The following is a 26,224-nucleotide window of genomic DNA, read 5'->3' on the forward strand; positions in this document are numbered from 1 at the left end:
TTGTCATCGCAAAAACCGGCCGCCGGCCGGCAGCCCCCTCAGGGCTCGCCCATGCTTTCCTGCCAGAAGATGTCGGTGACCTTCGCCCGGCCGGTTACGAGCGCCAGAAGCTGGCGATGCGCCTGGCTGATTTCGTAAAGGCCGCGCTTGATCTTGCGCTTCTTGAGCTTCCAGCCGGTCGGCCGGGCCGCCTTGCCGAAGGCGGAAATATCGGAATTGTATTCGTAATGCCGCTGCGTCGCCATAGCCGGCTGCACGATCACGGGCTGAAGCTTGCGGAAAATCGGCGAGACCGTGTCGTTGAAGAGCAGGTGATCGACCGGCACCTGCATGCGCCCGCGCGCGCCAAGCGCGATCTCCGCGCCCGCCCGCGACAGGATATAGGCCCCGCCGCCCACATGGCGCGAATACATGCGGTGCAGCTTTCGCCCTGTTCCATCCACCGTGCCGATGGCCCTCCCGAGCAGCACGCGCGAGATACCGGACCCGAATTTCTCAAGCTTTACGGCCTTCGTCCCCTCGGGAATCCACGTATCCGACGTGAGCGCCAAGGCAATGTCCGCGCTGAGATAGACGTCATCTTCGAGGAAAAGGCCGTAATGCGCGCCGCTCGCCAGAAACGCCTCCCACGCATAGGTGTGGCTGACCGTGCAGGCCCGGTCGCCGAAGCCGAGATCACCGAGCGGACCGCCGGGTGTGATCACCCTATCCAGCACTTCGGGCGCCACCGCCTTCGCATCGCAGGCATCGACCCGCTGCCAAGACACCCCGCGCGTCGCGAGATGATCGGCCACGCGCTCCAGCCGATCGGTGCGGCGCGCGAGATTGATGACGAAGACGGGAATGGCCTGGTTCATGATGCCGCAAGCTTTAGGACGAAGGCACGGCGGAGACAACCGGATTCCGCCAGAGCCTTTGTGGAGACCGACGCCCGCCGCGCCCTGTGTCAACACGGTCTGGCATGCCAGCGGCGCTCACGTTGCGGTCTTCGGAGCGCTGCGCTCGCGGGCACGAAGGTAAAGCGGCTTCAGGCGCGACCGTTCCATGTCCAGGCGAACGCCCTCAATGAGACGGCCGATGGGCCGAAGAGGCGAGCGTGCTCCGTCGGCAATGAAATGACGGTAGAAGGGCTCCATGTAGGACCGGCACCGGCCCTTGAAGTGATAGACATGCACGTCTGGCCGGCGGAAGAGATAGGGATGCTCGCGGTCCGGCGAGAAGTTATAGGTGTCACCGTCGAGAACACGGATGGTCAAGCCCTGCAACCGGTATCGATCCGGTGCGATGACCGTCGCCTCGTCTTCGATCAGATGGCGCAGCACCAATTGATCGCCATACCAGCCGGCATCTCCCATGAACCTGTCTTCGATCGCGGCCACCTGCATCGACCAGAAGCGCTCCGCCGCTTGCGGATTACGGTTGTTAACGAAGAAGATGCCACTGTTGAACGGCATGCGCCGGCTGCCGGCACGGCGCGTCAGTGCAATGTCGAAATCATCCGCGAAGAGTTCGGAAACCGGCTTGAAGAACAGAAGGTCGGGATCGCAGACGAGGAACGGGGTGGCTGGCGTATTCAAAGCGAAAAAGTCGCGCTGGCGCCTGAGAATGTCGAGTGTCAGGAACCCGGCAGCCGGCTCCGCCACCGGGAGGGGGATAATCCCCTCGACGGGCACCGCACTGTCCCCCATCAGGTACTGCTTGGAAAGCGGATTGGCCGCAGCAAAGGAGAGACCCATCAGCCGCGCCTGTTCATCCCCGCGCAAAATCGCATCGATCGCCGCAGCCGGCGTGCCGGGTTTCGGGCGGAAATAGGTCGAGAGAAGCGAAACGCTACTCATGCGTGACCCACGTCGCCTTTCCCGCCTTGTCCACCTTGGCAATCCTCCGCTCGGCACGCCAGTCGCGCCCGATATCCTTAATCAGCGGCATGCCGTTCGCGCCATAGGCAACACGACAGCGCCAGGACTGATGCGCACGGGATAAGGGCTTGTTCTTGTTCTTGTAGACCTGCTTCTCGGGATCAAGCTTCGGTTTCAGCAGATCGCCATAGTGCTTGCAAAGCTGGCCGCGGATGAACCTTGGACTGGTCCCGTAGGCATTCACTTTCTTCGACCAGATTTCGTATCCGAGAATGCGCTTGCGCCGCGTGATATAAAGATAATCGTCCCCGTAGCGCTCGCGTGTTTCGATGGCGAGCTGCACCATGCCGACGTCAGGCGCAAAGAGCGGCAGGATATCCTGCGCCTGCACGACTTCATTGACGGTCCAGTCGTCTTCCATGTGCAGCACATGCGCATCCGACGTTGCCTGCCAGAGCCGCTTGACAGCCGCCCCGAAGCTCGGCGTTTCCGGCGTGAAGATCACGGCATCGGGAAAACGTTCCCGGATCATCCGCACACACGCGTCCCGTTCTTCCGTCCCGCCGAAAATCGGATCGATATTCGCAAAGAAGGTGCGAATGCCGAAGAACGGGAAAAGCTTATCTCCAAAGGATTCCAGAGTCGTCGCGAGAAGATCCGGCCGTGCGCCGGCTACAAGGGTGATGTCGATCTGATTGTTCATAAGCAGTCTCTAGCGAAAGATGAGGCGAGATAAAAGAGCGCACGAAAGGCAGGCAACTTGAATCTGTAGGATGGGCAGAAACCATGTATGCAAGTACATAAAGCTATTGATAAAAACGATTTCTCGAGCCTCAGCTGGGGCATCTCGACGAGTGTTACGGGCAGGCAGGTATGACGGACACGAAATGCCAGTCTTTAGAATGCAATTAAGGCGAAGCGCGTAAGAGGCAGGCCTGTTGCGCTTACTCAAATCTCCACCAGCCCCAACTTCTTGACCTGCCGGATGGTCAGCATCGTCCTCACGGTGTCCACATTCTCGTCGGCGGTCAGGACCTCGATGACGAAGTCCTGGAAGACGGTAAGGTTGTGGGCGGTGCAGCGCAGGAGAAAGTCGCTGTCGCCGTTGATCATCCAGGCTTCGCGCACGATCGGCCACTGCTGCACGCTGGCGGCAAAAGCCTTGAGGTTGACTTCCGACTGGTGTTTGAGCCCCACCATGCAGAAGGCGACGAGGTCGTAGCCGAGTGCCGGCGCATTGATCAGGGCCGTATAGCCCTCAATGATCCCCTCTTCCTCCAGCTTGCGCACGCGGCGCAGGCAAGGCGGTGCAGAAATCCCGGCACGGGCGGCAAGCTCGACATTCGTCATCCGCCCGTCCGCCTGCAATTCCTTGAGAATACGCAGATCGATGGCATCGAGGACGGCTCGGAACATGAACGGAAAACCCTTGTGAAGCATGCAGCGCCTGCGGTCGAGTCAGGCGCAGACGACGTCTCGTCCCATCTTGCACCGCAAAACAGCGCTTCGGCAACGGGTATGCTGCCTCCAGCCGAAGCGGCTTCGCTTCCGCGCCGGACAATATGTGAAAGCAAAGGGCAGCTCGTTTCCGGCGCTCCAATGACCATCCAAATGGTCTAGCCTGTTGGCAAAAGCCCGGCCGGGCTTGAAAGTGACGGGTGTCCCCTCATAAATGGAGGGTGAATATGTGTCGGGCCTTGGCCCGACCCCCTCTGTCCGCGACCGGCTTTGAAGGCGCACACGCTTTCGGCCGCAAAGGGACTGCCCTTGAAGGACTGCGCCATGACCACCCGCCACACCAAGGTTCTCATCATCGGCTCCGGCCCGGCCGGCTACACCGCCGCCATCTACACCGCGCGCGCCATGCTGAACCCCGTCCTGATCTCCGGCCTGGAACAGGGCGGCCAGCTGATGATCACCACCGATGTGGAAAACTATCCGGGCTTTGCCGATCCGATCCAGGGTCCCTGGCTGATGGACCAGATGCGCAAGCAGGCCGAGCATGTCGGCACCGAACTCGTGACCGACCTCGTCACCGAAGTCGACCTCAACGTGCGCCCCTTCGTCGTCAAGACCGACAGCGGCACGCTCTGGACTGCCGACAGCCTCATCATCGCCACCGGCGCCAAGGCCAAATGGCTGGGCATCGAGACCGAGCACAAGTTCATGGGCTTCGGCGTCTCGGCCTGCGCGACCTGCGACGGCTTCTTCTATCGCGGCAAGGACGTGATCGTGGTCGGCGGCGGCAATTCCGCCGTCGAGGAAGCACTCTACCTCGCCAATCTCGCAAAGACCGTCACCGTCGTGCACCGCCGCGACAGCTTCCGCGCCGAGCGCATCCTGCAGGAACGCCTCTTCGCAAAGGAAAACGTCAGGATCGTCTGGAACCACGAGATCCTCGAATATCTCGGCGGCGCCTCGGTCGGCCCCATGCCGCCGGCCGTCAACGCGGTCAAGCTGCGCAACACCGTGACCGGTGAGGAAAGCACCATGGTAACGGACGGCGTCTTCGTCGCCATCGGCCATGCGCCCGCCGTCGAGCTTTTCAAGGGCAAGCTGAAGCTGAAGCCGAACGGCTACCTCTGGACCGCGCCTGATTCGACCGCGACCGATATTCCTGGCGTCTTTGCCGCCGGCGACGTGACGGACGACATCTACCGGCAGGCCGTGACGGCCGCCGGCATGGGCTGCATGGCCGCGCTCGAGGCCGAAAAGTATCTGGCGGGCCACATGCCTGTCGCAATTGCGGCCGAATAGAAGCCGCGTCATGCCGGGCGGCTTGCCGTCCGGTCGGGAACAGCTGAAGATGAAGGCCCGTGCCGGCAGGGGCGCTGTCACGGAACCCTTGATCATTGGGGGATTGCATGCCGCTGGACTGGGACAAACTGCGCATTTTCCACGCTGCGGCGGAGGCGGGTTCGTTTACCCATGCCGCCGACAAGCTGCATCTGTCGCAGTCGGCCATCAGCCGTCAGGTTTCCTCGCTGGAGCAGGACGTCGGCATCAAGCTCTTCCACCGCCATGCGCGCGGGCTGATCCTGACCGAGCAGGGCGAAATCCTCTATCGCACCGCCCATGAAGTGCTGATGAAGCTCGAAAGCGTCAAGGTCCAGCTGACCGAGACGACCGACAAGCCCACCGGCAAGCTGCGCATCACCACCACCGTCGGCCTCGGCCAAGGCTGGCTGACGGACAAGGTGCAGGAATTCATGTCGCTCTATCCCGACATGCAGGTCCAGCTCATCCTCGACAATGAGGAGCTGGATGTGAACATGCGCCACGCCGACTGCGCCATCCGGCTGCGCAAGCCGCAACAGTCCGATCTCATCCAGCGCAAGCTCTTCACCGTGCACATGCACATCTATGCCGCCCCCTCCTACATCAACCGGCATGGCGAGCCGCAGTCGATCGCCGACCTCGACAACCACCGCATCATCACCTTCGGCGAGCCGGCACCAAACTATCTCCTCGACGTGAACTGGCTGGAAGTGGCCGGCCGGGACAGCGACAATCCGCGCGTCTCGCAGTTGCAGATCAACAGCCTCACCTCCATCAAGCGCGCCTGCCTGCTCGGAATCGGCATCGCCATGCTGCCCGACTACATCGTCGGCCGTGATCCCGGCCTGATTCAGCTCGTGCCGAATGCCGACATCCCCTCCTTCGACACCTATTTCTGCTATCCGGACGAGATGAAAAACGCCGCCAAGCTCAAGGTCTTCCGCGATTTCATCGTCGCCAAGGCACGCAACTGGAATTTCTGAACGGATTCCAAAATCTGCTCAGAAATGCACCACCCGGGCGCGTCACCGGCAATCCTCTGATTTGTATGATTTTTTTGAACACACCCAGAGAGCGGGCAGTCGTGCGCGCCCTGGCCTCTCGCTCGATCGCTCAAATTTTGATCAGGGATGCGGCGCCAGCATAGCTGTCATGCATAATTCTTGATTGCTCACAGCCCAGAAAAGCATCATACCGCACCTAGCTGATGCACTTTTGGTGGCTTTCTCCTCCCAGTGCCACCGCAGCAGCTGTTCCCCTCTGGAGGTTTAGATACCTTCATAACTTATAAAGGGCCCAAGTTTACTTGTGGCCCTCTTTTTTTGCCCGCTGTCCGGCTGGACCGATCAGCGAAAATCCGCGACGTCAATTCAAAAAGACATGCCCTACAATTTTTATGCGTGGCGTGCTTGAAGTCTGCACGACCGCGCCCCATTTCCATTTCAGCGGTTGCATGACGCCCCTTCTCCTCCCCGGGGATTTGCTTCCGCTGTTCCCCTCTGGAGGCTTGGAAGCCTTCATACCTTGCAGGGCCCGGTCCATCCGCGGCCCTCTTTTTTTTGCGCGGCACTCTTGAAAGCATAAACGTACGACCAACATATCGGAATATCGGGTTTACTCGATATATCGATATGCAGAATATGCGAGGTGGTGGCAATGGCACCGGCAGAGAGTGGCGAACTAGAGGATGTGAGTGAGATCCTGAAGGCGATCGCCCATCCGATGCGCCGTGAGCTGCTGGCTTGGCTGAAGGATCCGGATGCGCATTTCGAGCCCGGCCACGCCATCGAGGGGCTCGGTGTCTGCGCCGGCCAGTTCGAGCGATGCGGCCTGTCGCAGTCCACCGTCTCCGCGCATCTTGCCACCCTGCAGCGGGCCGGTCTCGTCACAGCCACGCGCCGCGGCCAGTGGATCTACTACCAGCGCAACGAAGACACCATCTCCCGATTTCTGAAAAGCCTCGGACACGCGCTCTGAGGCGCCCACCTCCCCCTCCCAAAACCACCCGAGAGAAAAAGGACGTTTCATGCCCTCTCTTTTCGACCCCATCACCATCGGTGACATCACGCTCAAGAACCGCGTCGTCATGGCCCCGCTGACGCGCAACCGCTCGCCGAAGGCCGTTCCGAACACGCTGAACGTCACCTATTACGAGCAGCGCGCCACCGCCGGCCTCATCATCACCGAAGCGACCGCCATCACCCATCAGGGCCAGGGCTACGCCGACGTCCCCGGGCTCTACACGCCGGAAGCGCTTGACGGCTGGCGCAAGGTGACGGACGCGGTGCACGCCGAGGGCGGCAAGATTGTCGTGCAGATGTGGCATGTCGGCCGGATTTCCCACACCGATCTCCAGCCCGGCAATGGCAAGCCGGTCGCCCCGTCCGCGATCCGCGCCAAATCCAAGACCTACCTCATCAACGAGGATGGCACCGGCGGCTTTGCCGACACGTCCGAACCGCGCGCGCTGGAAGCGGGTGAACTCCCGGGCATCGTGGAAGATTACCGCAAGGCCGCCCGTGCTGCCATCGATGCCGGCTTCGACGGCGTCGAGGTCCACGCCGCCAACGGCTACCTGATCGACCAGTTCCTGCGCTCGAGCTCCAACGAGCGCACCGACAACTATGGCGGCTCGATTGAAAACCGCGCCCGCTTCCTGTTCGAAGTGATGGACGCCGTGACGAAGGAAATCGGCGCTGCCCGGACCGGCATTCGCCTCTCGCCGGTCACGCCCGCCAACGACGTCTTCGATGCCGATCCGCAGCCGCTGTTCAACTATGTGGTCGAAGGGCTCGCCAAGCACGACCTCGCCTATATCCACCTCATCGAAGGTGCCACGGGCGGCGCGCGGGACCACCAGCAGGGCGACAAGCCCTTCGACTTCGCGGCCCTGCGCGCGGCTTACGCGGCAGCCGGCGGCAAGGCGGCCTGGATGGTCAATAACGGCTTCGACCGCGACCTCGCGCTGAAGACCGTCGAGAACGGCGATGCCGACCTCGTCGCCTTCGGCAAGCTCTTCATCGCCAATCCCGATCTCGTCGAGCGCCTGCGCACCAACGCAGACCTCAACACGCCGAAGCAGGAAACCTTCTACGGCGGCGGCGCGGAAGGCTACACGGACTACCCGACGCTCGAGCAGGTTGCCTGATCGTGCGATGTGAAAAGCGCCCGCGGAAACCACCGCGGGCGTTCCCTTTTGCGTGAACCGGGCTAGATAGGAACACACCCTTTCTTGACCCGGACCCGCCCATGCTCGCCCGCCTTCTCCAGGAACGCTTCCTGCTCATCGGCCTTGCCGTCGCCATCGCCGCCTTCGTGGGCGAGGAGAGCATTGCCCATATGGGCCAGACGATCGAGCTGATCGCCGCCTTCGCCCTTGTCGCAGTCATCATCCTCGTCTCGACGCGCATCGCCCACCATGCCGAAATCCTTGCCTCCAAGGTCGGCGACCCCTATGGCACGATGATCCTGACGCTTTCGGCCGTGATGGTGGAAGTCATCATCCTCGCCATCATGATGCAGGCCAATCCCGAGCCGACGCTGGTGCGCGATACGATCTACGCAGCCGTGATGCTCGACATCAACGGCATCCTCGGGCTGGCCGCGCTGCTCGGCGGCATCCGCCATGGCGAGCAGCCCTATAACGACAATTCCGGCAAGACCTACGGCGTGATGATCCTGACGGCCATGGGCATTTCCATGATCGTGCCGGAATTCGTGCCGAAGCAACACTGGCAGGCTTATTCCGCCTTCACCATCGTCGCGATGATCGCGCTCTACGGCCTCTTCCTGCGCATGCAGGTGGGCGCCCACAGCTATTTCTTCAGCTACGCATATCCCCGCGCCGAGCGGAAGGACGGCAAGCCGAGCACGGGGGCGGCGAGCAAGGCCCCCTCCGGCCATGCGAATACGGACGACGAGCCCGTCAGCCTCTCCATCGCGATCATCGTCATCGGCGTCGTCCTGATCAGCGTCATGGCCGAGGTCATGTCAGTCCTGATGACATCGGGCCTCGAAGGCACCGGCGCACCGCCCGCCATGATGGCCGTCATCGTCGCCACGATCTCCGCAGCGCCGGAAATCCTGACCGCCCTGCGCGCCGCGCTCGCCAACCGCATGCAGTCGACCGTCAACATCGCCATGGGCGCCTCGCTCTCCACCGTCATCCTCACCGTGCCGGTGATGGAGGCGATCGCGCTCTACACCGGCCAGCCCTTCGTCATGGCGATGACGCCGACCCAGACGGCCATGGTCGCGATCACGCTGATTGCCGCTGCCATCAACCTCAACGACGGCGAGACCAATGCCATCGAGGGCATGACCCACTTCATCCTCTTCGCCACCTTCGTGATGCTGACGGCGATCGGTCTCTGACGGCTTTTCATTGCAAGCGCCCTTGAAGCGGACGCCCGCCGCCCAAGCTTTTCGGGAAGACAGCGCAGCCCCTCCCCGCGCGCGTCTCCGAAGCGAAGGAAGCGTCGATGAACAAGCCAGTCCTCAATCCGGAATCGGAAGAACCAGCCGGCGGCTGGGGCTCGCTGAAGTCGATCGCCCGCATGGTCAGCGAAAACCATCCGCCGCTGGCCTTCGTCGAGGAGCTTGGCCGCCAGAACAAGCCCGGCGGCGTGATGTGCGTCTCCTGCGCCTGGCCGAAGCCGAAGAACTACAGCGCCTTCGAATTCTGCGAGAACGGCGCCAAGGGAACGCTCTGGGATCTGACCGGCGACCGCTGCACGCCCGCCTTCTTCCACGATCACAGCGTGACCAAGCTCAGGACGTGGAGCGACCACGAACTGGAGAAGGCCGGCCGCCTGACCCATCCCCTGCGGTATGACGCCGATACCGACCGCTATGTCGAAACGAGCTGGGAGGAGGCCTTCGCCGCGATCGGCAGAACGCTGAAGGATCTGCCGCGCGAAGATGTGGTCTTCTACGCCTCCGGCCATGCGGGCCTGGAAGCCTCCTACCTCTACGCCCTGCTGGCCCGCGCCTACGGCAACAACAACCTGCCGCAAAGCTCCAACATGTGCCACGAGACAACATCGGTTGGCCTGAAGAAGGTGATCGGCTCGCCGGTCGGCACTGTCGTTTGGGAGGATCTGGAAAAGGCCGACGCCTTCTTCTTCTTCGGCCAGAACCCGGGCTCCAACAGCCCGCGATTCCTGCATCCCTTGCAGGAAGCCAAGAAGCGCGGGGCGCGCATCGTTACCTTCAATCCCGTCATCGAACAGGGGCTGGTATCCTTCGTGAACCCGCAAAGCCCCTTCGACATGCTGACCGGCCATGAGACCGCGATCTCCGACCTCTACCTGCAGGTCAAGGCCGGCGGCGATATCGCCGCCTTGATGGGCCTCTGCAAGGTGGTGATCGAGGCCGATGACGCCGCAAAGGCCGGCGGCGGCGAGCGCATCCTCGACACGGGCTTCATCGCCGAACACACGACGGGCTTCGAGGCCTTCCTCGACAGCGTGCGCACCGCCTGCTGGGCCGATATCGAATTGGAGAGCGGCCTCAGCGAAGCCGATATCCGCCAGGCCGGCGAGATCTATATCGGCGCCGAGCGGGTGATCGGCGTCTACGGCATGGGTCTCACCCAGCATGTTCACGGCTCGCTCAACATCGCCATGCTCGTCAACCTGCTGCTGATGCGCGGCCATATCGGGCGCGAGGGCGCCGGCTGCTGTCCCGTGCGGGGCCATTCAAACGTGCAGGGCCAGCGCACGGTGGGCATTGCGGAAAAGGCCGAACTCGTGCCGCTCGACAGGCTGAAGGCCCTCTTCGGCTTCGATCCGCCGACGAAGGACGGCGTCGCCATCGTGGATGCCGTGAAAGGCCTGATGGAGGGCCGCATCAAGGCCCATATCTCGCTCGGCGGAAACCTGCTGCGCGCCGTACCGGATCAGGAAGCCATGGAACGCGCCTGGGCCGCGCAACAGCTCACCGTCGTTGTGTCCACCAAGCTCAACCGCAGCCACCTCTTCCCCGGCCGGCAGGCCTATATCCTGCCCTGCCTGTCGCGTCTGGAGCGCGATGAACAGGCCGGCGGGCCACAATCCGTCTCCAGCGAGGACAGCTTTTCCAACATCTCCGGCTCCACCGGCAAGCGCACGCCGGCCTCGCCGCATCTGAAAAGCGAACTCTCCGTCGTCACCGGCATCGCCAAAGCGACCCTCGAACCCAATCCGAAACTGCGCTGGGACGACTGGACCGCGGATTACGGCCTTGTGCGCGACCTGATTGAGGCGACCTATCCCGACCAGTTCCGCGGCTACAATCAGCGCCTCTTCGAGCCCGGCGGCTTCTATCGCGGCAATGCGGCGCGCGAACGCATCTGGAAGACGAAGGAAGGCAAGGCGGTCTTCACGACACCGGACCGCCTCAACGCGCTGTCCTTCGCCGACGCGCGCGGCCGCTACCGCCTGATGACGATCCGCTCCAACGACCAGTTCAACACCACTATCTACGGCTATTCCGACCGCTTCCGCGGTATCGAGGGCACGCGCGACGTGGTGCTGATCTCCTGGGAGGACATGGTGGAAGCCCGTCTCGTGGAGGGGCAGAAAGTGACGCTGGTCAGCGATTTCGGCGACGGCCACGAACGCCGCCTCGCCGGCCTCGAAATCCGCGTCCACACGCTGCCGCGCGGCACGATCGCGGCCTATTACCCCGAAGCCAACGTGCTGAACGCCATCGATCACCACGACGAACTGTCGAAGACGCCGGCATCAAAGGCGATCCCTGTACGGATCGAAGCCTGACGAAAGACAGCGCAGCCGGCCATCGGGCCGGCTGCCGCATCGCGGGCTCAGCGCCGCTCGGTGCCCTGATAATACTCGCCCGCGTCGTTGCGCATCGTGCGGTACTTCTCCGGATTGTTGAAGAAGTAATCAAAGACGCTCATCTGCGACGGGCCGGCCGGCACGACGACGGCGCCCTCGGGCGGGAGCGGATCGCCCTTGCGCGTCTCGTGCCCCGCCGCAAAGGCGACCGAGGCGGTGAGCGCGAGGCTGGCGGTGAGAAGGATGAGGCTTTTCGTCATGACGGGTCTCCTGTCTTGCCAGCCTAATATCGGTCGCGGCTGTGCGCTTTTCAGGGCATGACACGAAAAAACCCGCCGGCGACGGCGGGTTTCGTGCAAGAAAATCGACCGTCACTCGCCCCCACCAAACCGCTTAAGGTCAAAGGTGGCGACGAGCGGCCACTCCAACCCCCCGTCTTCCTCGGCCACAGAGCCGAAGATCCACAGCCACGACCGCCAAGGTCGCATGGGTCCTCGGGTCAAGCCCGAGGACGACGGTCGAGAGGTTGCGTCACCAATCGAAACAGCGGCTTTCGCTTACTTGCAAGCCGCGGCAAAGCGCTGGATGCGCTTGCAGGCTTCCTCGAGCAGGGCTTCCGACGTGGCATAGGAGATGCGGAAGTTCGGGCCGAGGCCGAAGGCCGAACCGTGGACGACGGCCACGCCTTCGGTTTCCAGAAGTTCCGTCACGAAGTCCTCGTCGGTGTTGATGACCTTGCCCGACGGCGCGGTCTTGCCGATCAGGCCCTTGCAGGACGGATAGACGTAGAAGGCACCTTCCGGCGACGGGCACTCGATGCCGGTTGCCTGGTTCAGCATGGAGACGACCAGGTCGCGGCGGCCTTCGAAGATCTTCTTGTTGACGGGAATGAAGTCCTGCGTGCCATTCAGTGCTTCCACGGCCGCCCACTGGGCGATCGAGCAGGCGCCCGACGTCTGCTGACCCTGCACCATGTCCATGGCCTTGATGAGCGCCAGCGGGCCGGCCGCATAGCCGATGCGCCAGCCGGTCATGGCATAGGCCTTCGACACGCCGTTCATGGTCAGCGTGCGATCGTAGAGCGCCGGCTCGACCTCGACCGGGGTGGCGAACTTGAAGTCGCCATAGGTCAGGTGCTCATACATGTCGTCCGTCAGCACGTAGACATGCGGATGCTTCACCAGCACATCGGTCAGCGCCTTCAGTTCGGCATGGCTGTAGGCGGCACCAGACGGGTTGGACGGCGAGTTGAAGACGAACCACTTGGTCTTCGGCGTAATCGCCTTCTCAAGATCCTCGGCCTTCAGCTTGAAATTGTTGGCCTGAGTCGTTTCCACAAACACCGGCGTGCCGCCGCACAGCGCCACCATCTCCGGGTAGGAGACCCAGTAGGGCGTCGGGATCACGACTTCATCGCCCGGGTTAAGCGTCGCCATGAAGGCGTTGAAGAGAATCTGCTTTCCGCCGGTGCCGACGATGACCTGCGCGGCCGTGTAGTCGAGATTGTTCTCGCGCTTGAACTTCTTGACGATGGCGTCGCGCAGTTCCGGAATACCGGCAACGGGCGTGTACTTCGTCTCGCCGCGCTTGATCGCCTCGATAGCCGCCTGCTTGATATTGTCGGGCGTGTCGAAATCCGGTTCACCGGCGCCGAGGCCGATCACGTCCATGCCTTTCGCTTTCAGTTCGCGCGCCTTCTGCGAGACGGCGATGGTGGCGGAGGGCTTCACACGGGAAAGGGCGTCGGCAAGGAAAGCCATGGAACGAGGGTCCTGTTGCGGTTTCGGATAACCGGCCCGATCATGCAGCCGGCGGCTAGCTGTATGTCGAAGAAGAGCCGGCGTTTCAAGCAGAAAGGCGGATGGAGGACCGCTCGAAGCCTGCCGAGGCGTGCCCATGACGATCGCACGCGCAGGCGACCTTAAACATGGGCACCGCATCTCCCCGGCGAGCCAGATCAAATGACGGGCGAAAAGGCGAATATATTCAGCACGCCGGCAACTCCCTCCGAAACTGGCGTCCGCCACGATTTGGCCACGAGAATTGCCATGGGGTGCCCCAATTCAGTCTTTCAACAGCCGATATGCCATCGTCAATCTCGCCTCCATCAAGCAGTGCATGGAAGGGGATATGCCATGTTTCTCGATGACATCACGACGGAGCGCGCATTGCGGCGCCGCGCCTCCCACCGCATGGGCCTGGTCATGGCCGCGCTCCTGGCCTGCATCCTCATGGTCGCGGGCCTGACCTTCGACGCGCGCGCCGAAACGGGGGCGCCGGCGATCGCGGCCACGAAGGCCGCGGCCGAGCCCGAAGGCTATGTACGTCCGAACGACATGGGCACCGGCGCCCTGCTCTTTCCCTCGCGCGAACCCGGCTATTTCGTCGAGGCGCCGCGGCTTTCCACCGATGTCGCCATCGACGTCAACGGTCCCGTCATCCGCACCCGCGTCACCCAGCGCTTCCTGAACCCGTCCAAGGGCTGGGTCGAAGGCACCTATGTCTTCCCTCTGCCGGAAGATTCGGCCGTCGATACGCTGAAGATGCAGATCGGCGAGCGCTTCATCGCCGGCGAGATCAAGCCGCGCGAAGAGGCCCGTCAGGTCTACGAACAGGCAAAGGCAGAGGGCAAGAAGGCCGCACTCCTCGAGCAGCAGCGCCCCAACATCTTCACCAACCAGGTCGCCAATATCGGCCCCGGCGAAACCATCGTCGTGCAGATCGAGTACCAGTCCTCCACGAAGCAGTCGGATGGCCTTTATTCGTTGCGTTTCCCGATGGTCGTGGCGCCGCGCTACAATCCGGCGCCGGTCGTCCAGACCGTCGATGTCGACCAGACCTCCGGCTATGCCGTATCCGATCCGGTTCCGGATCGCGAAAAGATCACGGCACCCGTGCTCGACCCGAAGACCAATGCGAAGGTCAATCCGGTCACGCTCACGGTGACGCTTGCAGCCGGCTTCCCCCTCGGCGAGGTCAAATCCGCCTTCCACGACGTCAACGTCGAGACCGTCGATCCGGCCACCCGCCGCATCACACTGAAAGCCGAGAGCATTCCGGCCGACAAGGATTTCGAGCTGACCTGGCGCGCCGAAGCCGGCAAGAGCCCCTATGCCGGCCTGTTTCGCGAAACCGTCGACGGCAAGACCTATCTGATGGCCTTCGTCACGCCGCCGGTCGGCACGGAAAGCGCGGTCAAGCCGAAGCGCGAAATCGTCTTCGTCATCGACAATTCCGGGTCCATGTCAGGCCCCTCCATCGAGCAGGCCCGCGACAGCCTGGCGCTTGCCATTTCCCGCCTGTCGCCGGAAGACCGGTTCAATGTCATCCGTTTCGATGACACGATGACCGTTCACTTCCCCTCGCTGGTCGCAGCCACGCCCGACAAGCGCGAAGACGCCATTGCCTTCGTCCGCAGCCTGACCGCCGATGGCGGAACGGAAATGCTCCCCGCCCTGCAGGCGGCTCTGCGCAGCCAGGGCCCGGTCGCCGATGGCGCGCTGCGCCAGGTGGTGTTCCTCACCGATGGCGCCATCGGCAACGAGGAACAGCTCTTCAACGAGATCTCCGCCAACCGGGGCGAGGCCCGCGTCTTCACCGTCGGCATTGGCTCGGCCCCCAACACCTTCTTCATGACCAAGGCCGCCCAGGTGGGCCGGGGCACTTTCACGCTGATCGGCTCGGAAAATCAGGTCGCCGAGCGCATGGGCGAGCTTTTCACCAAGCTCGAACAGCCCGCCATGACCGAGATTGCCGCCACCTTCGACGGCGCCGCCGTCGGCGACATCACGCCGAACCCGATGCCCGACCTCTATCGCGGCGAGCCTGTGACGCTGACCGCCGAACTTGCCTCCGCCACTCCGGCCGGCAAGCTGCAGATCACCGGCCGGGCCGGCGACCAGCCCTGGCGCGTCGAAATGGACATCGCCAAGGCGTCGCAAGGCACCGGCATCGCCAAGCTCTGGGCGCGCCGCAAGATCGACGACCTGGAGGCCAGCGCCTATTCGCTGCCGGACCCGGCCGTGCTCGACAAGAAGATCGAGACGGTCGCGCTCGCCCACCACCTTGTCTCCCGCGTCACCAGCCTCGTTGCCGTCGATGTCACGCCGTCGCGACCCCAGGGCGAGCCGGTGACGAGCACCGCCGTGCCGCTGAACCTGCCGGCCGGCTGGGACTTCGGCAAGGTCTATGGCGAACCAGACGCGACGGGCACGGTGCCGATGCAGAAGGCCATGGCGCTTCCCGCCCCTGTCATGCAGATGGCGGAGGCCGTCGCGAGCAAGATGCAGGCCGCGCCGACGGCACGCGCCGCCAGCCTGCTTGCCGAACAGTCGGCCGAAGTGACCCTTCCCCAGACTGCGACGCTTGCAGACCGGCATATTCTGATGGGCCTCGTGCTGATCGCCTTCGCCATCATGATCGGCACCGGCTACGCCTTCCTGCGCGATGACCTGTCGCGCATGGTCGGGGCGCGGGGCACGGGAGGCCGGCCGTGAGCGTTGACGATCGCATGCAGGGCGAGCGGTCGGGCCTGCTCGCCCGCCTCTCCGCCGCCGAAACCGTGCTCGGCGCGCTTCTCCTGCTCATCATCCTTGTCGGCCTGATGCTGGTCGGCAAGGGTCTCTATATGAAGGCCAAGGCAGAGCTGTCGCAGGTTCTGCTGGAGCGCGCCTTTGATTCCCGCCTTGCCGGCGACAGCCATGTGCGCCCCTGGCCCTGGGCGGATTTCGACACGGAAGCGCGCATCGCAGCGCCTCGTCTAGGTCAGTCTGCCATCGTGCTGAAAGGCGCAAGCGGCGAGGCGCTGGCCTTTGGCCCCGCCTGGCTTGCGAACACGCCGGAACCCGGCGAACCCGGCACCGCTGTCATCGCCGCCCACCGCGACACGCATTTCCGCTGGCTGAAGGACGTGAAGCCCGGCGATCTCCTTGAAGTCACCCGCGCCGATGGCGCGCGGCTGACCTTCCGGGCCGGCGAAGGCCGCGTCGCCCCCTGGGATCGCTCCGGCATCAATGCCGAGGCGATCGGCAGGCATCTGGCGCTCGCCACCTGCTTTCCCTTCGACGCCACCGAGCGCGGCCCCTTGCGCTACATCCTGACGGCCGAGCTGATCAGCGAGACGCAGCCGGACGGGACGATCGCAAGGCTTGATACACATGGCATGACGGACCCCGCGACGACACTGGCGGATGCCGGCCCGGTCAAATCCTTTTGATCCGCCTTGAAGGGCGTGGCGGCCCGCGCCACCTCCCCTTCACCTGAAAGACGGCAGATGGAGACAATGATGGCCAAGGCCGCCCGACCAACGATTGCCCTTTACGCCCGCATCGCAGCGCTTGCTGGCGCGACCGCCGTGTCGTTCGCCGCCGGTTCGGCCCTTGCGGAGACCAAGACCTTCAACACCAAGACCGGCCCGGTAGCCGTCGAAAGCATTGCCGGAGACCTCGCACAGCCCTGGGCCGTGGATGTGCTGCCGGGCGGCGGCTACATCGTGACGGAGCTTGGGGGCAACCTGCGCACGGTCGTGGACGGCAAGGTCTCTGAACCGATAGAGGGCGTTCCCAAAGTCGCGGTCATGGGCCAAGGCGGCCTGCTGGATGTGGCACTCTCCCGCGACTTCGAGACCTCGCGCCGCCTCTTCCTGTCCCATGCCGTCGGCGAGAACGGCGCCTACGGCACGGCAATTGTCAGCGCGCGGCTGAGCGACGATGGCAGCCGGCTGGAAGACGTCAAGGAAATCTTCCGCATGAACAAGCTGACCGACAAGGGGCAGCATTTCGGCTCGCGCCTTGCCGTCGCCGAGGACGGCAGCCTGTTCTTCAGCATTGGCGACCGGGGCGAGCGCAACCGCGCCCAGGACATGCGCGATCACGCCGGCGCGGTGCTCCACATCAATGCCGACGGCTCGATCCCCGCCAACAACCCTTACGCGGATGGCAAGAACGGCCTGCCGGAACTCTGGTCCAAGGGCCATCGCAACATCCAGGGCATGGCCATAGACCCGGCCGATCAGCGCCTCGTGACCGTGGAACACGGCGCGCGCGGCGGCGACGAGGTGAACTATCCGCAAGCCGGCAAGAATTACGGCTGGCCGGTCATCACCTATGGCAAGGATTACTCCGGCGCGGAGATTGGCGAAGGCACGACCAAGCCGGGCTACGAGCAGCCCGTCTTCTACTGGGATCCTTCGATTGCGCCGGGCGGCATGGTCGTCTATCGCGGCGACATGTTCCCGGAATGGAAGGGTGACCTGCTGGTGGCAGCCCTGAAATACGAGCTCCTGTCGCGGCTCGACCGGGACGATGCAGGCGCGATCACCGCCGAAGAACGCATGCTGGACGGCGAATATGGCCGCATCCGCGATGTCGCCGTTGCCGCCGACGGCTCCGTCCTGCTCGTGACGGACGCCGAAGATGGCCAGTTGCTGCGCCTGACGCGCCCGATCTCCGAATAGCGCTTCGGCAAGTCAGCCCTTGCGGGGCGGCAGCGGCCAGACAGCTGGCCAGTTTTCGATCCCGCCGCCGTCATTGCCGTCGCATTCGCCCTTCACGCGCTGCTCGGTGAGCACGATGTCGGTGGCTTCGCGATCCGGATCGGGAAGCTTCCACACATACCAGCTGCCGCAATCGCCGATGCCGCGCCCCTTGAAGAAGGAACTGAGCGTGCGCTTCGGCCAGTCGAGGTCGAGATTGTAAGGGGCCGGATCGATACCCGGCCCGGCATCAGCCATGACGGGCACGCTCAGAAGATCGAAATCGTCCCCCTGCCCCACATAGATCACGAAGGGCTGGTTGTAGGCGCCGCCCGGCGCGCAGGGCATGGCAATCAGGTCGTCGCCCGTGTCAAAATGGATGGCGAAGGCGCCAGCCGCCGTCAGGTTCGCCTCATCGAACCCGCCGCATTCCGCATCGGGATCGGCGAAGATCGGCTTCAGCGCCGCTGGCAGATCATCAAAGCGCGCAATGGCCCGCACCGGCGCGATCTTGGGCGGCACGCCCTCGCCCTTGGCGACCAGTGCATCCGTTCGCTTCAGCCGGCCCTGCGCTTCGTCGAGGAAGAGAAGACTGGCAGCAAGTCCGGTCAGCGATACCGTCCGCTCCTGCTTGCCGGCCTTTCCTTCCAGCGTCAGCACCATCGTCTTGCCGTTGCGCATCGCGTCAAGGAGGCGGCGCACCGTCGCATCGTCGGTGAGCGCAACAGTGAAATCGTCCGGCCGCGCCGTCAGCGACGAGACCGGCAAATCCGCCAGCACCTTCCCGTCCACGGCGGCGGAGAGCTTCGCCGCCGGATCGCCAAGTCCTTCAGGCGGGACTGACAGCACCATGTCGACCGGTGCATCGCCGTCCGAGCGGCGGGTAAAGTCAATCCGGCCGAAGAGCGCCTGCTGGGCATCATCCGTGCCGAGATCGCAGGTCATGCCATTGCCGCAGGAGACCGACCAGTCGCCGAAGCTGCCATAGGTTTCTGCCGCAGCCGCGCCCGGCAGGCCGAAAAGCACCGCACCGATCACCGCGTTTCGCATCAAGCCCTTGCGCATGCCATCTCTCCCCGTCTGCGAAGCCAGACCATCTGCCTTGCCCGCAAAAAAGGCAACTGTTACAGCGAACCACCCCAGAATAAGCAGGCGCGGCCCCGCAGCAGGCAGCCCCGCCCGGCGCGATCGGCAGGCATGACATGACCCGTTTGCAGGCAAACCTCCTCCTCCTTGTCACCGGCGCGATCTGGGGCGCCGGCTTCGTGGCGCAATCGACGGCGATGCAGGCCATCGGCCCGCTCTGGTTCATCGGCCTGCGCTTCGGAATTGCCAGCCTCGTCGCCCTGCCACTGGCCCTCGTCGAGGCGCGGCGGGCGGAAAAGCCGCTGACCCGCGCCAACATCCCGGGCTTCCTCGCCGTTGGCCTCTCGCTCTTCGGCGGCGCCGTCACCCAGCAGATCGGCATCCAGACGACGACGGTCACCAATTCCGGCTTTCTGACCGGCCTCTACATCATCTTCACGCCCATCCTCTCCGTCCTGCTCTTCCGGCGCATGCCCCATTGGGTCGTCTGGCCGGCAGCCGTCCTCTCCCTCATCGGCATCTTCCTGCTCGGCGGCGGCAAGCTCGACGCGCTGTCGTCGGGCGATTATCTCACGATCGTCTGCGCGGTCTTCTGGGCGCTGCAGATCATCTTCGTCGGCGTGGTCGCGCCGTCCGTTGGCCGCCCCATGGCGCTGTCCTTCTGCCAGTTCGCCCTCTGCGCCATCGGCGGACTGGCGCTCGGCTTCCTCACCGAACCGCTGGCATTCGATGCCGTCATGGCCGCAGCCCCGGAAATTCTCTTTGCCGGCCTGTTCTCGAGCGGCCTCGCCTTCATCTGCCAGATCGTCGCCCAACGCCACACGACAGCCGCACAGGCGGCCATCTTCCTGTCCAGCGAGGCGCTGTTTGCCGCCCTCTTCGGCGTGCTGCTGCTCGGCGAAACCATCCCGACGATCGGCTATCTCGGCTGCGCCATCCTTTTCGTCGCCATGCTGAGCGTCGAAATCGTGCCCGAACTCGGCAAGAACAGACTGGGTCACGGCGGCGGCGCGCGGCCTGAAAGCGCCGATACTTGAGGCTCAAAGAAAAATTGACCAGATGGTCAGTTTAGTTTCGGCCTTCGACCACCACCTCTGCGAACAGGCGCGATGCGCATGACATGGGCGTATCCTGTGCGCGCCATTTGCTGTCGCAACCGCAAATCTCTTTTTCTTCAATAGCTTGCGATGCAAGGGCACAAAACGCGAAGAATCAGGCAGATGACCGTTTTTTGGACAAAGTGAAAACTCCGTTGCGGTTCAAAAAACTTTTGCTTGCCAAGTGAAGATAAACTCATCACTCTTACTGCGTTCGGGCAATCTGCGAGAACGGGAAGACCTTCAAGGAATGCGGACCGGAGACGCAAAAAGCTTCGGGCGGAGGGGCACGCAACATCTCGGGAGAGGGATGATTGGGGGCCAGGCTGCGATAACAGGGACCTTTCCTCTTAGTCTAGAAGTGCCTGCTGCACGCCCTTCGGGGAAACATTGTAATGCTGCCCCCCGAACGGGCAGAGTGAAAAGGACCTGACGCATGGCCGAAACTGGCACCGTAAAATTCTTCAACACCGATAAGGGCTTCGGCTTCATCAAGCCCGACAACGGTGGCGCCGACATCTTCGTGCATATCTCTGCTGTCCAGGCTTCCGGCCTGACCGGACTGACGGAAAACCAGAAGGTAAGCTTCGACACCGAACCGGATCGCCGCGGCAAGGGCCCGAAGGCGGTTAATCTGCAGGTCTCCGGCTGATCGCAAGAGACAGCAGTGTTTGACGTTGAAGCCCGGCATCATGCCGGGTTTTTTTGTTCAGCAGCCGTTCAGCCGCAGCGCCTTATCTTCGCACCATAAACCCGGACCGGATGACCCGGTCCTTCAGGGACTGAATGGGAAAATCGCCATGAACAGGTTCGTCAAAGCAGCCGTCCTTGCCCTTGCCACCGCCGCCACCACGCTGACGGCGTTTGCGCCTGCCGAAGCCGGCGACTGGCGCCGCCACCATGATCGTGGCGACGCGATCGCGCTCGGCGCACTCGGCCTCGCCACCGGCGTGATCGTCGGCGGCGCACTCGCCAACCAGCAGCCGCGCGGCCGCGTCTACATCGATCCGCCCTATGACGATTACGAGCCGGCCCCGGTCTACCGCGAGCGCCGCGTCTATCGCGAAACCTACGACAACGACTACAGCCCGGCCTATGACGGCCAGCCGCTCTATCGTCCGGCACCCGTCTACCGTCCGCAGCCGGTCTATCGTCCGCGTCCGGTTCAGGCCTATGGCAGCTACCAGCCCTGGACACCGTCCTGGTACCGCTTCTGCGCCCAGCGCTACCGCTCGTTCAACCCCGACACGGGCACCTTCCGCGGTCACGATGGCCGCAACTACTTCTGCACAGCAAGCTGAGTTGCCTGCAGCCATCTGAAACGACAAAGCCCGCGCGCCTCCCGGCCGCGGGCTTTTTGCTTCGGGAAAACGGTAGCGGTCAAAGCCCGCGCAGGTAGGGGTTGGTACGGCGCTCGTCGCCGATGCGCCCGCCCGGACCATGGCCGCAGATGAAGCCGACATCGTCGCCGAGCGGCAGCACCTTGATGCGGATCGATTCCAGCAACTGCTCGTGATTGCCACCATAAAGGTCGGTGCGGCCGATCGAACCGTGGAAGAGCACGTCGCCGACATGGGCGAAGTTCTGGGCGCGGTTGAAATAGATGACATGGCCGGGCGCATGGCCGGGGCAGTGATAGACTTCGAAGACGTGGTCGCCAAACGACACCGTCTCGCCATCCGTCAGCCAGCGATCGGGCAGCACATTCTCCACCTTCATCGCCAGCCCGTATTTTTCGGCCTGGGTTTCCAGCCGCTCCAGAAGCGGCTTGTCGTCGATGTGGGGGCCGATGATGTCGACATTCAGGTGCTGCTTCAGCGCCTTTGCGCCGCCGGCATGGTCGATATGGCCGTGGGTCAGCCAGATGGCCTCGATGGTGAGGCCGTTTTCGCTCAGCGTCTGGAGGATCACCTCCACGTCGCCGCCGGGATCGACCACCACGCCGCGCTTCGTCTCGCTGTCGAAGAGAACGGTGCAGTTCTGCTGGAAATGGGTGACGGGAATGATACCGGCCTGCAACATGGCTTGCTCCTTGTCGGCGCGCCGCGCGCGCTGTGGGAGGCAAACGGGCGAGGCTAAAATGGACAGCGCAGGCCTAGCCGGTGGCGACGGTCGAGTCAAAGCCCGACCGTCAGCCTGCCTTTTGAAGCCTACCGGAGCTCGGCGATTTCGAGCGGCGTCTGGATCGGGCTGTTCAGATTGACCGTCGCCATGAGCAGGCCGGCAACGGCGATCTTGGCGGCCACCACCACGATAACTACCGGCTTCAGGGCACCGGCCCGGTCGTCCGCCCGGTCATCCGAAAAGGCACCGGCCGCGTTCATTGACATCGTCTTCATGGGTCCACCCTCACTGCCAAAGCAGGCTCTGTTTTTCTGACCGGCCCATACCCGCAACCGATCAGATTGTTCTGATATTCGACGGACTTGGAACGCGTCCTTCATCGAATCTCCGCGCCCCCACAATTCCGAAGGGCATCGGAAGTTCCCGAAATCGTGAAAAGACCGTGACGTTTTTGCGTCTGCGGCCTTTTTGCCACGCCGCAAGCCGGCCCGCCGTCACCGATGGAACAGGCGGACAAAAGCGAGAATGGAACAGAAGCTGCGGCTTACGGGTTGAGGCCGCGTTCACAACGGAGTGATTGCAATGAAGAACAGCCCCCTTCTCCTTGGCCTTTCCGCCACGGCCATCGCGTTTTCCGTCTTCACCCTCCCGGCCGCTGCAGCGACCCCGGCCACCGCCACCACCGATCTCAACATCCGCTCGGGCCCGGGCCCGCAATACCCGGCCGTCGGCCTTGCCGGTCGCGGCAGCGCCGTGGTCGTCGATGGCTGCATTGAGGGCAGCCGCTGGTGCCAGGTGGACGCAAACGGAACGCGCGGATGGGCCTATTCCACCTACCTCTCCGCCAATGAAGGCGGCACCACGGTCGTGATCGAGAACGAGCGGGAGGCGCTCTCCATCCCGACCGTCACCTATGAAGGTCCCGCTGTCGAAACGACCGCCTCAGTCCCCATGGGTGGCGAGTTGATCGGTCCGGTCGAAGCTGTCGATGCGATCGAGCCGCCGGCCACCGTGCGCACCTATATCGATGGCAACCCGTCCGACCCCGTCTATCTCGACGGCGAAGTCGTGCTGGGCGCCACCGTGCCGGAAACGGTGACCTTCCGCGAAATCCCCGCCTATCAATACCGTTACGTCCGCGTGAACGGCCAGCCGGTGCTGGTCGAGCCGCAGACCCGGCGCATCGTCTACGTCTATCGCTAGAAGCGCCCGCTCTTCGGGCCATGCGCCGAGGCAGAGGCCGCCCATTCCGGGCGGCCTTCCCATCTAATGGGCGCAATTACCGTGGAAAGGCCCCCCTGCGCCGCTTCCGCGGTTCCTTTTCGTTTGGCGGCACCGGGCCGCCCGGCTTATCCTCGCGAAGCGTGCCTGCTGGACTGTGACGAAAGCAGGCACTAAGTGCGTCGGGATGACGGACATTTTCGATGCGGCAAACGTCGCAACGCGAAGGAACGAAAGAGTGGCATTGCAGACCGAGAGCACCGGCGCGCCGGCCGGCGACGCCGAAACGGGCGGCATCGATTACGAGATCATCGAGCTCCTGTTCTTCGCGTATCGCGACTTCACCTCCGATCCCGACGCTATTCTGGAACGCAGCGGCTTTGGCCGCGCCCATCACCGCGTGCTGCACTTCGTCGACCGCGAGCCGGGCATGACGGTTGCCGATCTCCTCGACACGCTGAAGATCACCAAGCAGTCGCTGGCCCGCGTTCTCAAGCAACTCATCGACAACGACTATATCCACCAGGTCGCCGGTCCCGAGGATCGCCGCCAGCGCAAGCTCTACACGACGAAAAGCGGCCGGCAATTAGCCCGCGCGCTGGCCGAGCCACAGTCCCGCCGCATCGCGGAGGCATTGGCAAAGGCCGGGCCGGACGCGCGCGAGACCATCGCCCGCTTTCTGGAAGCGATGCGCAACGCTGAAGATGCGGCATGAACGGGCGAGAGCAGGCCAGATGACGGGAGGGGAAGAGCGTGACGACAAGACCGGTGATCGCGGATGACGCGCCCCACCTGCTGGTGGTCGATGACGACCGGCGTATCCGCGACCTCCTGAACCGGTACCTCGTGGACCAGGGCTTTCGCGTCACCGCCGCCGCCGACGCGGCCGAGGCCCGGCGAAAGCTGGAAGGCCTCGATTTCGACCTCCTGATCATCGATGTCATGATGCCCGGTGAAACGGGCGTATCCCTGACGCGCAGCCTGCGCGCCATCAAGACCGTGCCGATCATCATGCTGACGGCTTTGGCCGAAACCCATGCCCGTATCGAGGGACTGGAAGCGGGTGCCGACGACTATCTGCCGAAACCCTTCGAGCCGCGCGAACTCGTTCTGCGCATCAACAACATCCTGCGCCGCAACGCGCCCGCCTCGATGTCGAAGGTCGACCAGGTCATTTTCGGCCCCTACACCTATTCCCCCGTCAAGCGAGAGCTGCGCAAGGGCGCCGAGCAGATCCGCCTCACCGACCGCGAGCAGGAGATCATGACGCTGTTTTCCGAGCGTGCCGGCGAGACGATCCCCCGCCACGAACTGATCAGCGACGACACCGAAGTCGGCGAGCGCACCATCGACGTGCAGATCAACCGCCTGCGTCGCAAGATCGAGGAAGATCCGTCCAACCCCGTCTGGCTGCAGACCGTGCGTGGGATCGGCTACCGGCTGAGCACGGATTGAGGACGGGACCTTGGCAGACGTCGGCGCACCCCTGGAGACCGCGAGGCGGCGCCTGAAGAAGGGCGGCGAGGCCTGGACGCGCATGACCCGCTGGATGCGCCGCCAGCTCCCCATGGGCCTCTACGCCCGCTCGCTGCTCATCGTCATCATTCCCATGGTGCTTTTGCAGTCGGTCGTCGCCTTCGTGTTCATGGAGCGCCACTGGCAGCTCGTCACGCAGCGCCTTTCCTCAGCGGTTACCAGCGATATCGCCGCCCTCATCGACCTCATCGACCTCTCGCCGGAAACGATCAGCGATGCCGATATCATCCGCATTGCCCGCGAGCGCCTGAACCTGAACCTCTCGATCGAGCAGGGCGGCGAACTGCCCGCCCCGCGCCCCAAGCCCTTTTTCGAGATCCTCGACCAGATCCTCAGCGAAGAGATTTCGAGCCAGATCCGGCGCCCCTTCTGGATCGACACGGTCGGCGACAGCGACATTGTCGAGATCCGCATCAAGATTGATGGCGACCGGATCCTGCGCATCTATGCCCGCCGCAACAGCGCCTATGCGTCCAACACGCACATCTTCATCGTCTGGATGGTCGGGGCCTCGCTGGTGCTGCTGACGATCGCCATCCTCTTCCTGCGCGGCCAGATCCGGCCGATTCTCGCGCTGGCGCAGGCCGCCGAAAGCTTCGGCAAGGGCCAGAAGATCGCAAGCTTCCAGCCGCGCGGCGCCGAGGAGATCCGCCGGGCGGGCCTTGCCTTCATCCTCATGCGCGAGCGCATCGAACGCCAGATCGAGCAGCGAACGGCCATGCTCACGGGTGTCTCCCACGACCTGCGCACCATCCTCACCCGCTTCAAGCTGCAACTGGCGCTGGCCGGCAACAATCCCGACCTCGAAGGGCTCAACCAGGATGTCGAGGACATGCAGAGCATGCTGGAGGGCTACCTCGCCTTTGCCCGCAGCGAGGCGGAGGAAGACCTGGGCAACCTGAAGCTCAGCGATCTCCTCGCCCGCATGGAGGCCGAGGCCGAATTGCTGGGCAAGACGCTGACCGCGACGATGGAAGGAAGTGACGACGTGCGCGTCCGCCCGAACGCCTTCAGCCGCCTGGTCGGCAACATCGTCTCCAACGCCTTCCGCTACGCCGGCACGGTGGCCGTCGATATCCGCCACGGCGCCAAGTGGCTGACCATCACCGTCGATGACGACGGCCCCGGCATTGCGGAAAAGGATCGCGAGGACGTCTTCAAGCCCTTCTACCGGCTCGATGAGGCGCGCAATCTCGATGCCTCCGGCACCGGGCTCGGCCTCGCCATTGCCCGCGACATCGCCCGCAGCCACGGCGGCAATGTGACGCTGGCCGACAGCCCGCTCGGTGGCCTGCGCGCCATCATCCGCGTTCCGGCGTAAGGCGGCAGCAC

At 63.7% G+C, this 26,224-nt stretch carries 25 protein-coding genes; 16 read left to right on the forward strand and 9 right to left on the reverse strand.

Going from position 1 to position 26,224, the window contains the following annotated elements:
- Positions 1–38: 38 nt before the first annotated feature.
- From ACED18_RS06140 to ACED18_RS06155, 4 genes are all read right to left on the reverse strand, one after another.
- Positions 39–857 (reverse strand): glycosyltransferase family 25 protein, encoded by an 819-nt coding sequence (locus tag ACED18_RS06140; RefSeq protein WP_377290003.1) that lies wholly within the window; start codon positions 855–857, stop codon positions 39–41.
- Positions 858–974: 117 nt separating this feature from the next.
- Positions 975–1,838, reverse strand: a complete 864-nt coding sequence (locus tag ACED18_RS06145) for a hypothetical protein (protein ID WP_377290005.1) — start codon at positions 1,836–1,838, stop codon at positions 975–977.
- Positions 1,831–2,562, reverse strand: coding sequence for a hypothetical protein (locus ACED18_RS06150; RefSeq protein WP_377290007.1), 732 nt, complete (start codon positions 2,560–2,562; stop codon positions 1,831–1,833). Before ACED18_RS06150 ends, ACED18_RS06145 begins: the two co-directional genes overlap by 8 nt.
- Before the next feature lie 245 nt (positions 2,563–2,807).
- The gene (locus ACED18_RS06155; RefSeq protein ID WP_377290009.1) at positions 2,808–3,275 is read right to left on the reverse strand and encodes an Lrp/AsnC family transcriptional regulator; all 468 of its coding nucleotides are present in this window, start codon (positions 3,273–3,275) and stop codon (positions 2,808–2,810) included.
- 366 nt (positions 3,276–3,641) lie between these two features.
- Here ACED18_RS06155 and trxB point away from each other — a divergent pair, with 366 nt between their 5' ends.
- The 6 genes from trxB (at position 3,642) to ACED18_RS06185 (ending at position 11,395) form a co-directional block, all read left to right on the forward strand.
- Entirely contained in the window at positions 3,642–4,616 is a 975-nt protein-coding gene (gene trxB, locus ACED18_RS06160) for a thioredoxin-disulfide reductase (RefSeq protein WP_377290011.1), read from the forward strand.
- Positions 4,617–4,723: 107 nt separating this feature from the next.
- Positions 4,724–5,620, forward strand: coding sequence for a LysR family transcriptional regulator VtlR (locus ACED18_RS06165; RefSeq protein ID WP_377290013.1), 897 nt, complete (start codon positions 4,724–4,726; stop codon positions 5,618–5,620).
- Positions 5,621–6,293: 673 nt separating this feature from the next.
- The gene (locus tag ACED18_RS06170; RefSeq protein ID WP_377290015.1) at positions 6,294–6,614 is read left to right on the forward strand and encodes an ArsR/SmtB family transcription factor; all 321 of its coding nucleotides are present in this window, start codon (positions 6,294–6,296) and stop codon (positions 6,612–6,614) included.
- A gap of 49 nt (positions 6,615–6,663) precedes the next feature.
- Positions 6,664–7,785, forward strand: a complete 1,122-nt coding sequence (locus ACED18_RS06175; RefSeq protein ID WP_377290017.1) for an alkene reductase — start codon at positions 6,664–6,666, stop codon at positions 7,783–7,785.
- A gap of 101 nt (positions 7,786–7,886) precedes the next feature.
- Positions 7,887–9,011 (forward strand): calcium:proton antiporter, encoded by a 1,125-nt coding sequence (locus ACED18_RS06180; protein WP_377290019.1) that lies wholly within the window; start codon positions 7,887–7,889, stop codon positions 9,009–9,011.
- Positions 9,012–9,118: 107 nt separating this feature from the next.
- Positions 9,119–11,395 (forward strand): FdhF/YdeP family oxidoreductase, encoded by a 2,277-nt coding sequence (locus ACED18_RS06185; protein ID WP_377290021.1) that lies wholly within the window; start codon positions 9,119–9,121, stop codon positions 11,393–11,395.
- A 47-nt stretch (positions 11,396–11,442) separates the two neighbouring features.
- Here the strand turns inward: ACED18_RS06185 and ACED18_RS06190 are convergent, their stop codons facing one another.
- Positions 11,443–11,676, reverse strand: coding sequence for a hypothetical protein (locus ACED18_RS06190; protein WP_377290023.1), 234 nt, complete (start codon positions 11,674–11,676; stop codon positions 11,443–11,445).
- Between the two features lie 297 nt (positions 11,677–11,973).
- A complete protein-coding gene (locus ACED18_RS06195; RefSeq protein ID WP_377290025.1) occupies positions 11,974–13,176 on the reverse strand; it encodes a pyridoxal phosphate-dependent aminotransferase in 1,203 nt (400 codons plus the stop codon).
- Positions 13,177–13,551: 375 nt separating this feature from the next.
- Between ACED18_RS06195 and ACED18_RS06200 the strand changes: the two genes are divergently transcribed.
- From ACED18_RS06200 to ACED18_RS06210, 3 genes are all read left to right on the forward strand, one after another.
- Positions 13,552–15,912 (forward strand): marine proteobacterial sortase target protein, encoded by a 2,361-nt coding sequence (locus ACED18_RS06200; protein WP_377290027.1) that lies wholly within the window; start codon positions 13,552–13,554, stop codon positions 15,910–15,912.
- Between the two features lie 14 nt (positions 15,913–15,926).
- Positions 15,927–16,631, forward strand: coding sequence for a class GN sortase (locus ACED18_RS06205; protein ID WP_377291067.1), 705 nt, complete (start codon positions 15,927–15,929; stop codon positions 16,629–16,631).
- 69 nt (positions 16,632–16,700) lie between these two features.
- Positions 16,701–17,870, forward strand: a complete 1,170-nt coding sequence (locus tag ACED18_RS06210; RefSeq protein ID WP_377290029.1) for a PQQ-dependent sugar dehydrogenase — start codon at positions 16,701–16,703, stop codon at positions 17,868–17,870.
- 12 nt (positions 17,871–17,882) lie between these two features.
- Here ACED18_RS06210 and ACED18_RS06215 read toward each other — a convergent pair whose 3' ends face one another.
- A complete protein-coding gene (locus ACED18_RS06215) occupies positions 17,883–18,953 on the reverse strand; it encodes a DUF1176 domain-containing protein (protein WP_377290031.1) in 1,071 nt (356 codons plus the stop codon).
- A 137-nt stretch (positions 18,954–19,090) separates the two neighbouring features.
- Here ACED18_RS06215 and ACED18_RS06220 point away from each other — a divergent pair, with 137 nt between their 5' ends.
- The 3 genes from ACED18_RS06220 to ACED18_RS06230 all read left to right on the forward strand — a co-directional run bounded on the left by ACED18_RS06220 (position 19,091) and on the right by ACED18_RS06230 (position 21,372).
- Entirely contained in the window at positions 19,091–20,011 is a 921-nt protein-coding gene (locus tag ACED18_RS06220) for a DMT family transporter (protein ID WP_377290033.1), read from the forward strand.
- Positions 20,012–20,507: 496 nt separating this feature from the next.
- Positions 20,508–20,723 (forward strand): cold-shock protein, encoded by a 216-nt coding sequence (locus ACED18_RS06225; RefSeq protein ID WP_377290035.1) that lies wholly within the window; start codon positions 20,508–20,510, stop codon positions 20,721–20,723.
- Between the two features lie 148 nt (positions 20,724–20,871).
- Positions 20,872–21,372 (forward strand): BA14K family protein, encoded by a 501-nt coding sequence (locus tag ACED18_RS06230; protein ID WP_377290037.1) that lies wholly within the window; start codon positions 20,872–20,874, stop codon positions 21,370–21,372.
- Positions 21,373–21,451: 79 nt separating this feature from the next.
- Here the strand turns inward: ACED18_RS06230 and ACED18_RS06235 are convergent, their stop codons facing one another.
- The gene (locus ACED18_RS06235; RefSeq protein ID WP_377290039.1) at positions 21,452–22,093 is read right to left on the reverse strand and encodes an MBL fold metallo-hydrolase; all 642 of its coding nucleotides are present in this window, start codon (positions 22,091–22,093) and stop codon (positions 21,452–21,454) included.
- Between the two features lie 128 nt (positions 22,094–22,221).
- Entirely contained in the window at positions 22,222–22,410 is a 189-nt protein-coding gene (locus ACED18_RS06240) for a hypothetical protein (protein ID WP_377290041.1), read from the reverse strand.
- A 307-nt stretch (positions 22,411–22,717) separates the two neighbouring features.
- On the opposite strand from ACED18_RS06240, the gene ACED18_RS06245 reads away from it, so the two are divergent.
- The 4 genes from ACED18_RS06245 (at position 22,718) to ACED18_RS06260 (ending at position 26,213) form a co-directional block, all read left to right on the forward strand.
- Positions 22,718–23,338, forward strand: coding sequence for a DUF1236 domain-containing protein (locus tag ACED18_RS06245; RefSeq protein ID WP_377290043.1), 621 nt, complete (start codon positions 22,718–22,720; stop codon positions 23,336–23,338).
- Positions 23,339–23,594: 256 nt separating this feature from the next.
- A complete protein-coding gene (locus tag ACED18_RS06250) occupies positions 23,595–24,071 on the forward strand; it encodes a MarR family winged helix-turn-helix transcriptional regulator (protein WP_377290045.1) in 477 nt (158 codons plus the stop codon).
- Between the two features lie 38 nt (positions 24,072–24,109).
- Entirely contained in the window at positions 24,110–24,811 is a 702-nt protein-coding gene (locus ACED18_RS06255) for a response regulator (RefSeq protein ID WP_377290047.1), read from the forward strand.
- Between the two features lie 82 nt (positions 24,812–24,893).
- Positions 24,894–26,213: an ATP-binding protein gene (locus ACED18_RS06260; protein WP_377291069.1), complete on the forward strand. Its 1,320-nt coding sequence runs from the start codon at positions 24,894–24,896 to the stop codon at positions 26,211–26,213.
- The last annotated feature ends 11 nt before the right edge of the window (positions 26,214–26,224 follow it).

The organism is Rhizobium sp. SG2393, assembly GCF_042610495.1.
In the GTDB taxonomy this organism is placed as follows: Bacteria; Pseudomonadota; Alphaproteobacteria; order Rhizobiales; family Rhizobiaceae; genus RU20A.

Excerpts from the sequence above, each read along its gene's own strand:
- ACED18_RS06140 (WP_377290003.1), bottom strand. The coding sequence starts at position 857 with ATGAACCAGGCCATTCCCGTCTTCGTCATCAATCTCGCGCGCCGCACC.
- ACED18_RS06145 (WP_377290005.1), bottom strand. The coding sequence starts at position 1,838 with ATGAGTAGCGTTTCGCTTCTCTCGACCTATTTCCGCCCGAAACCCGGC.
- ACED18_RS06150 (WP_377290007.1), bottom strand. The coding sequence starts at position 2,562 with ATGAACAATCAGATCGACATCACCCTTGTAGCCGGCGCACGGCCGGAT.
- ACED18_RS06155 (WP_377290009.1), bottom strand. The coding sequence starts at position 3,275 with ATGTTCCGAGCCGTCCTCGATGCCATCGATCTGCGTATTCTCAAGGAA.
- trxB (WP_377290011.1), top strand. The coding sequence starts at position 3,642 with ATGACCACCCGCCACACCAAGGTTCTCATCATCGGCTCCGGCCCGGCC.
- ACED18_RS06165 (WP_377290013.1), top strand. The coding sequence starts at position 4,724 with ATGCCGCTGGACTGGGACAAACTGCGCATTTTCCACGCTGCGGCGGAG.
- ACED18_RS06170 (WP_377290015.1), top strand. The coding sequence starts at position 6,294 with ATGGCACCGGCAGAGAGTGGCGAACTAGAGGATGTGAGTGAGATCCTG.
- ACED18_RS06175 (WP_377290017.1), top strand. The coding sequence starts at position 6,664 with ATGCCCTCTCTTTTCGACCCCATCACCATCGGTGACATCACGCTCAAG.
- ACED18_RS06180 (WP_377290019.1), top strand. The coding sequence starts at position 7,887 with ATGCTCGCCCGCCTTCTCCAGGAACGCTTCCTGCTCATCGGCCTTGCC.
- ACED18_RS06185 (WP_377290021.1), top strand. The coding sequence starts at position 9,119 with ATGAACAAGCCAGTCCTCAATCCGGAATCGGAAGAACCAGCCGGCGGC.
- ACED18_RS06190 (WP_377290023.1), bottom strand. The coding sequence starts at position 11,676 with ATGACGAAAAGCCTCATCCTTCTCACCGCCAGCCTCGCGCTCACCGCC.
- ACED18_RS06195 (WP_377290025.1), bottom strand. The coding sequence starts at position 13,176 with ATGGCTTTCCTTGCCGACGCCCTTTCCCGTGTGAAGCCCTCCGCCACC.
- ACED18_RS06200 (WP_377290027.1), top strand. The coding sequence starts at position 13,552 with ATGTTTCTCGATGACATCACGACGGAGCGCGCATTGCGGCGCCGCGCC.
- ACED18_RS06205 (WP_377291067.1), top strand. The coding sequence starts at position 15,927 with ATGCAGGGCGAGCGGTCGGGCCTGCTCGCCCGCCTCTCCGCCGCCGAA.
- ACED18_RS06210 (WP_377290029.1), top strand. The coding sequence starts at position 16,701 with ATGGCCAAGGCCGCCCGACCAACGATTGCCCTTTACGCCCGCATCGCA.
- ACED18_RS06215 (WP_377290031.1), bottom strand. The coding sequence starts at position 18,953 with ATGCGCAAGGGCTTGATGCGAAACGCGGTGATCGGTGCGGTGCTTTTC.
- ACED18_RS06220 (WP_377290033.1), top strand. The coding sequence starts at position 19,091 with ATGACCCGTTTGCAGGCAAACCTCCTCCTCCTTGTCACCGGCGCGATC.
- ACED18_RS06225 (WP_377290035.1), top strand. The coding sequence starts at position 20,508 with ATGGCCGAAACTGGCACCGTAAAATTCTTCAACACCGATAAGGGCTTC.
- ACED18_RS06230 (WP_377290037.1), top strand. The coding sequence starts at position 20,872 with ATGAACAGGTTCGTCAAAGCAGCCGTCCTTGCCCTTGCCACCGCCGCC.
- ACED18_RS06235 (WP_377290039.1), bottom strand. The coding sequence starts at position 22,093 with ATGTTGCAGGCCGGTATCATTCCCGTCACCCATTTCCAGCAGAACTGC.
- ACED18_RS06240 (WP_377290041.1), bottom strand. The coding sequence starts at position 22,410 with ATGAAGACGATGTCAATGAACGCGGCCGGTGCCTTTTCGGATGACCGG.
- ACED18_RS06245 (WP_377290043.1), top strand. The coding sequence starts at position 22,718 with ATGAAGAACAGCCCCCTTCTCCTTGGCCTTTCCGCCACGGCCATCGCG.
- ACED18_RS06260 (WP_377291069.1), top strand. The coding sequence starts at position 24,894 with ATGACCCGCTGGATGCGCCGCCAGCTCCCCATGGGCCTCTACGCCCGC.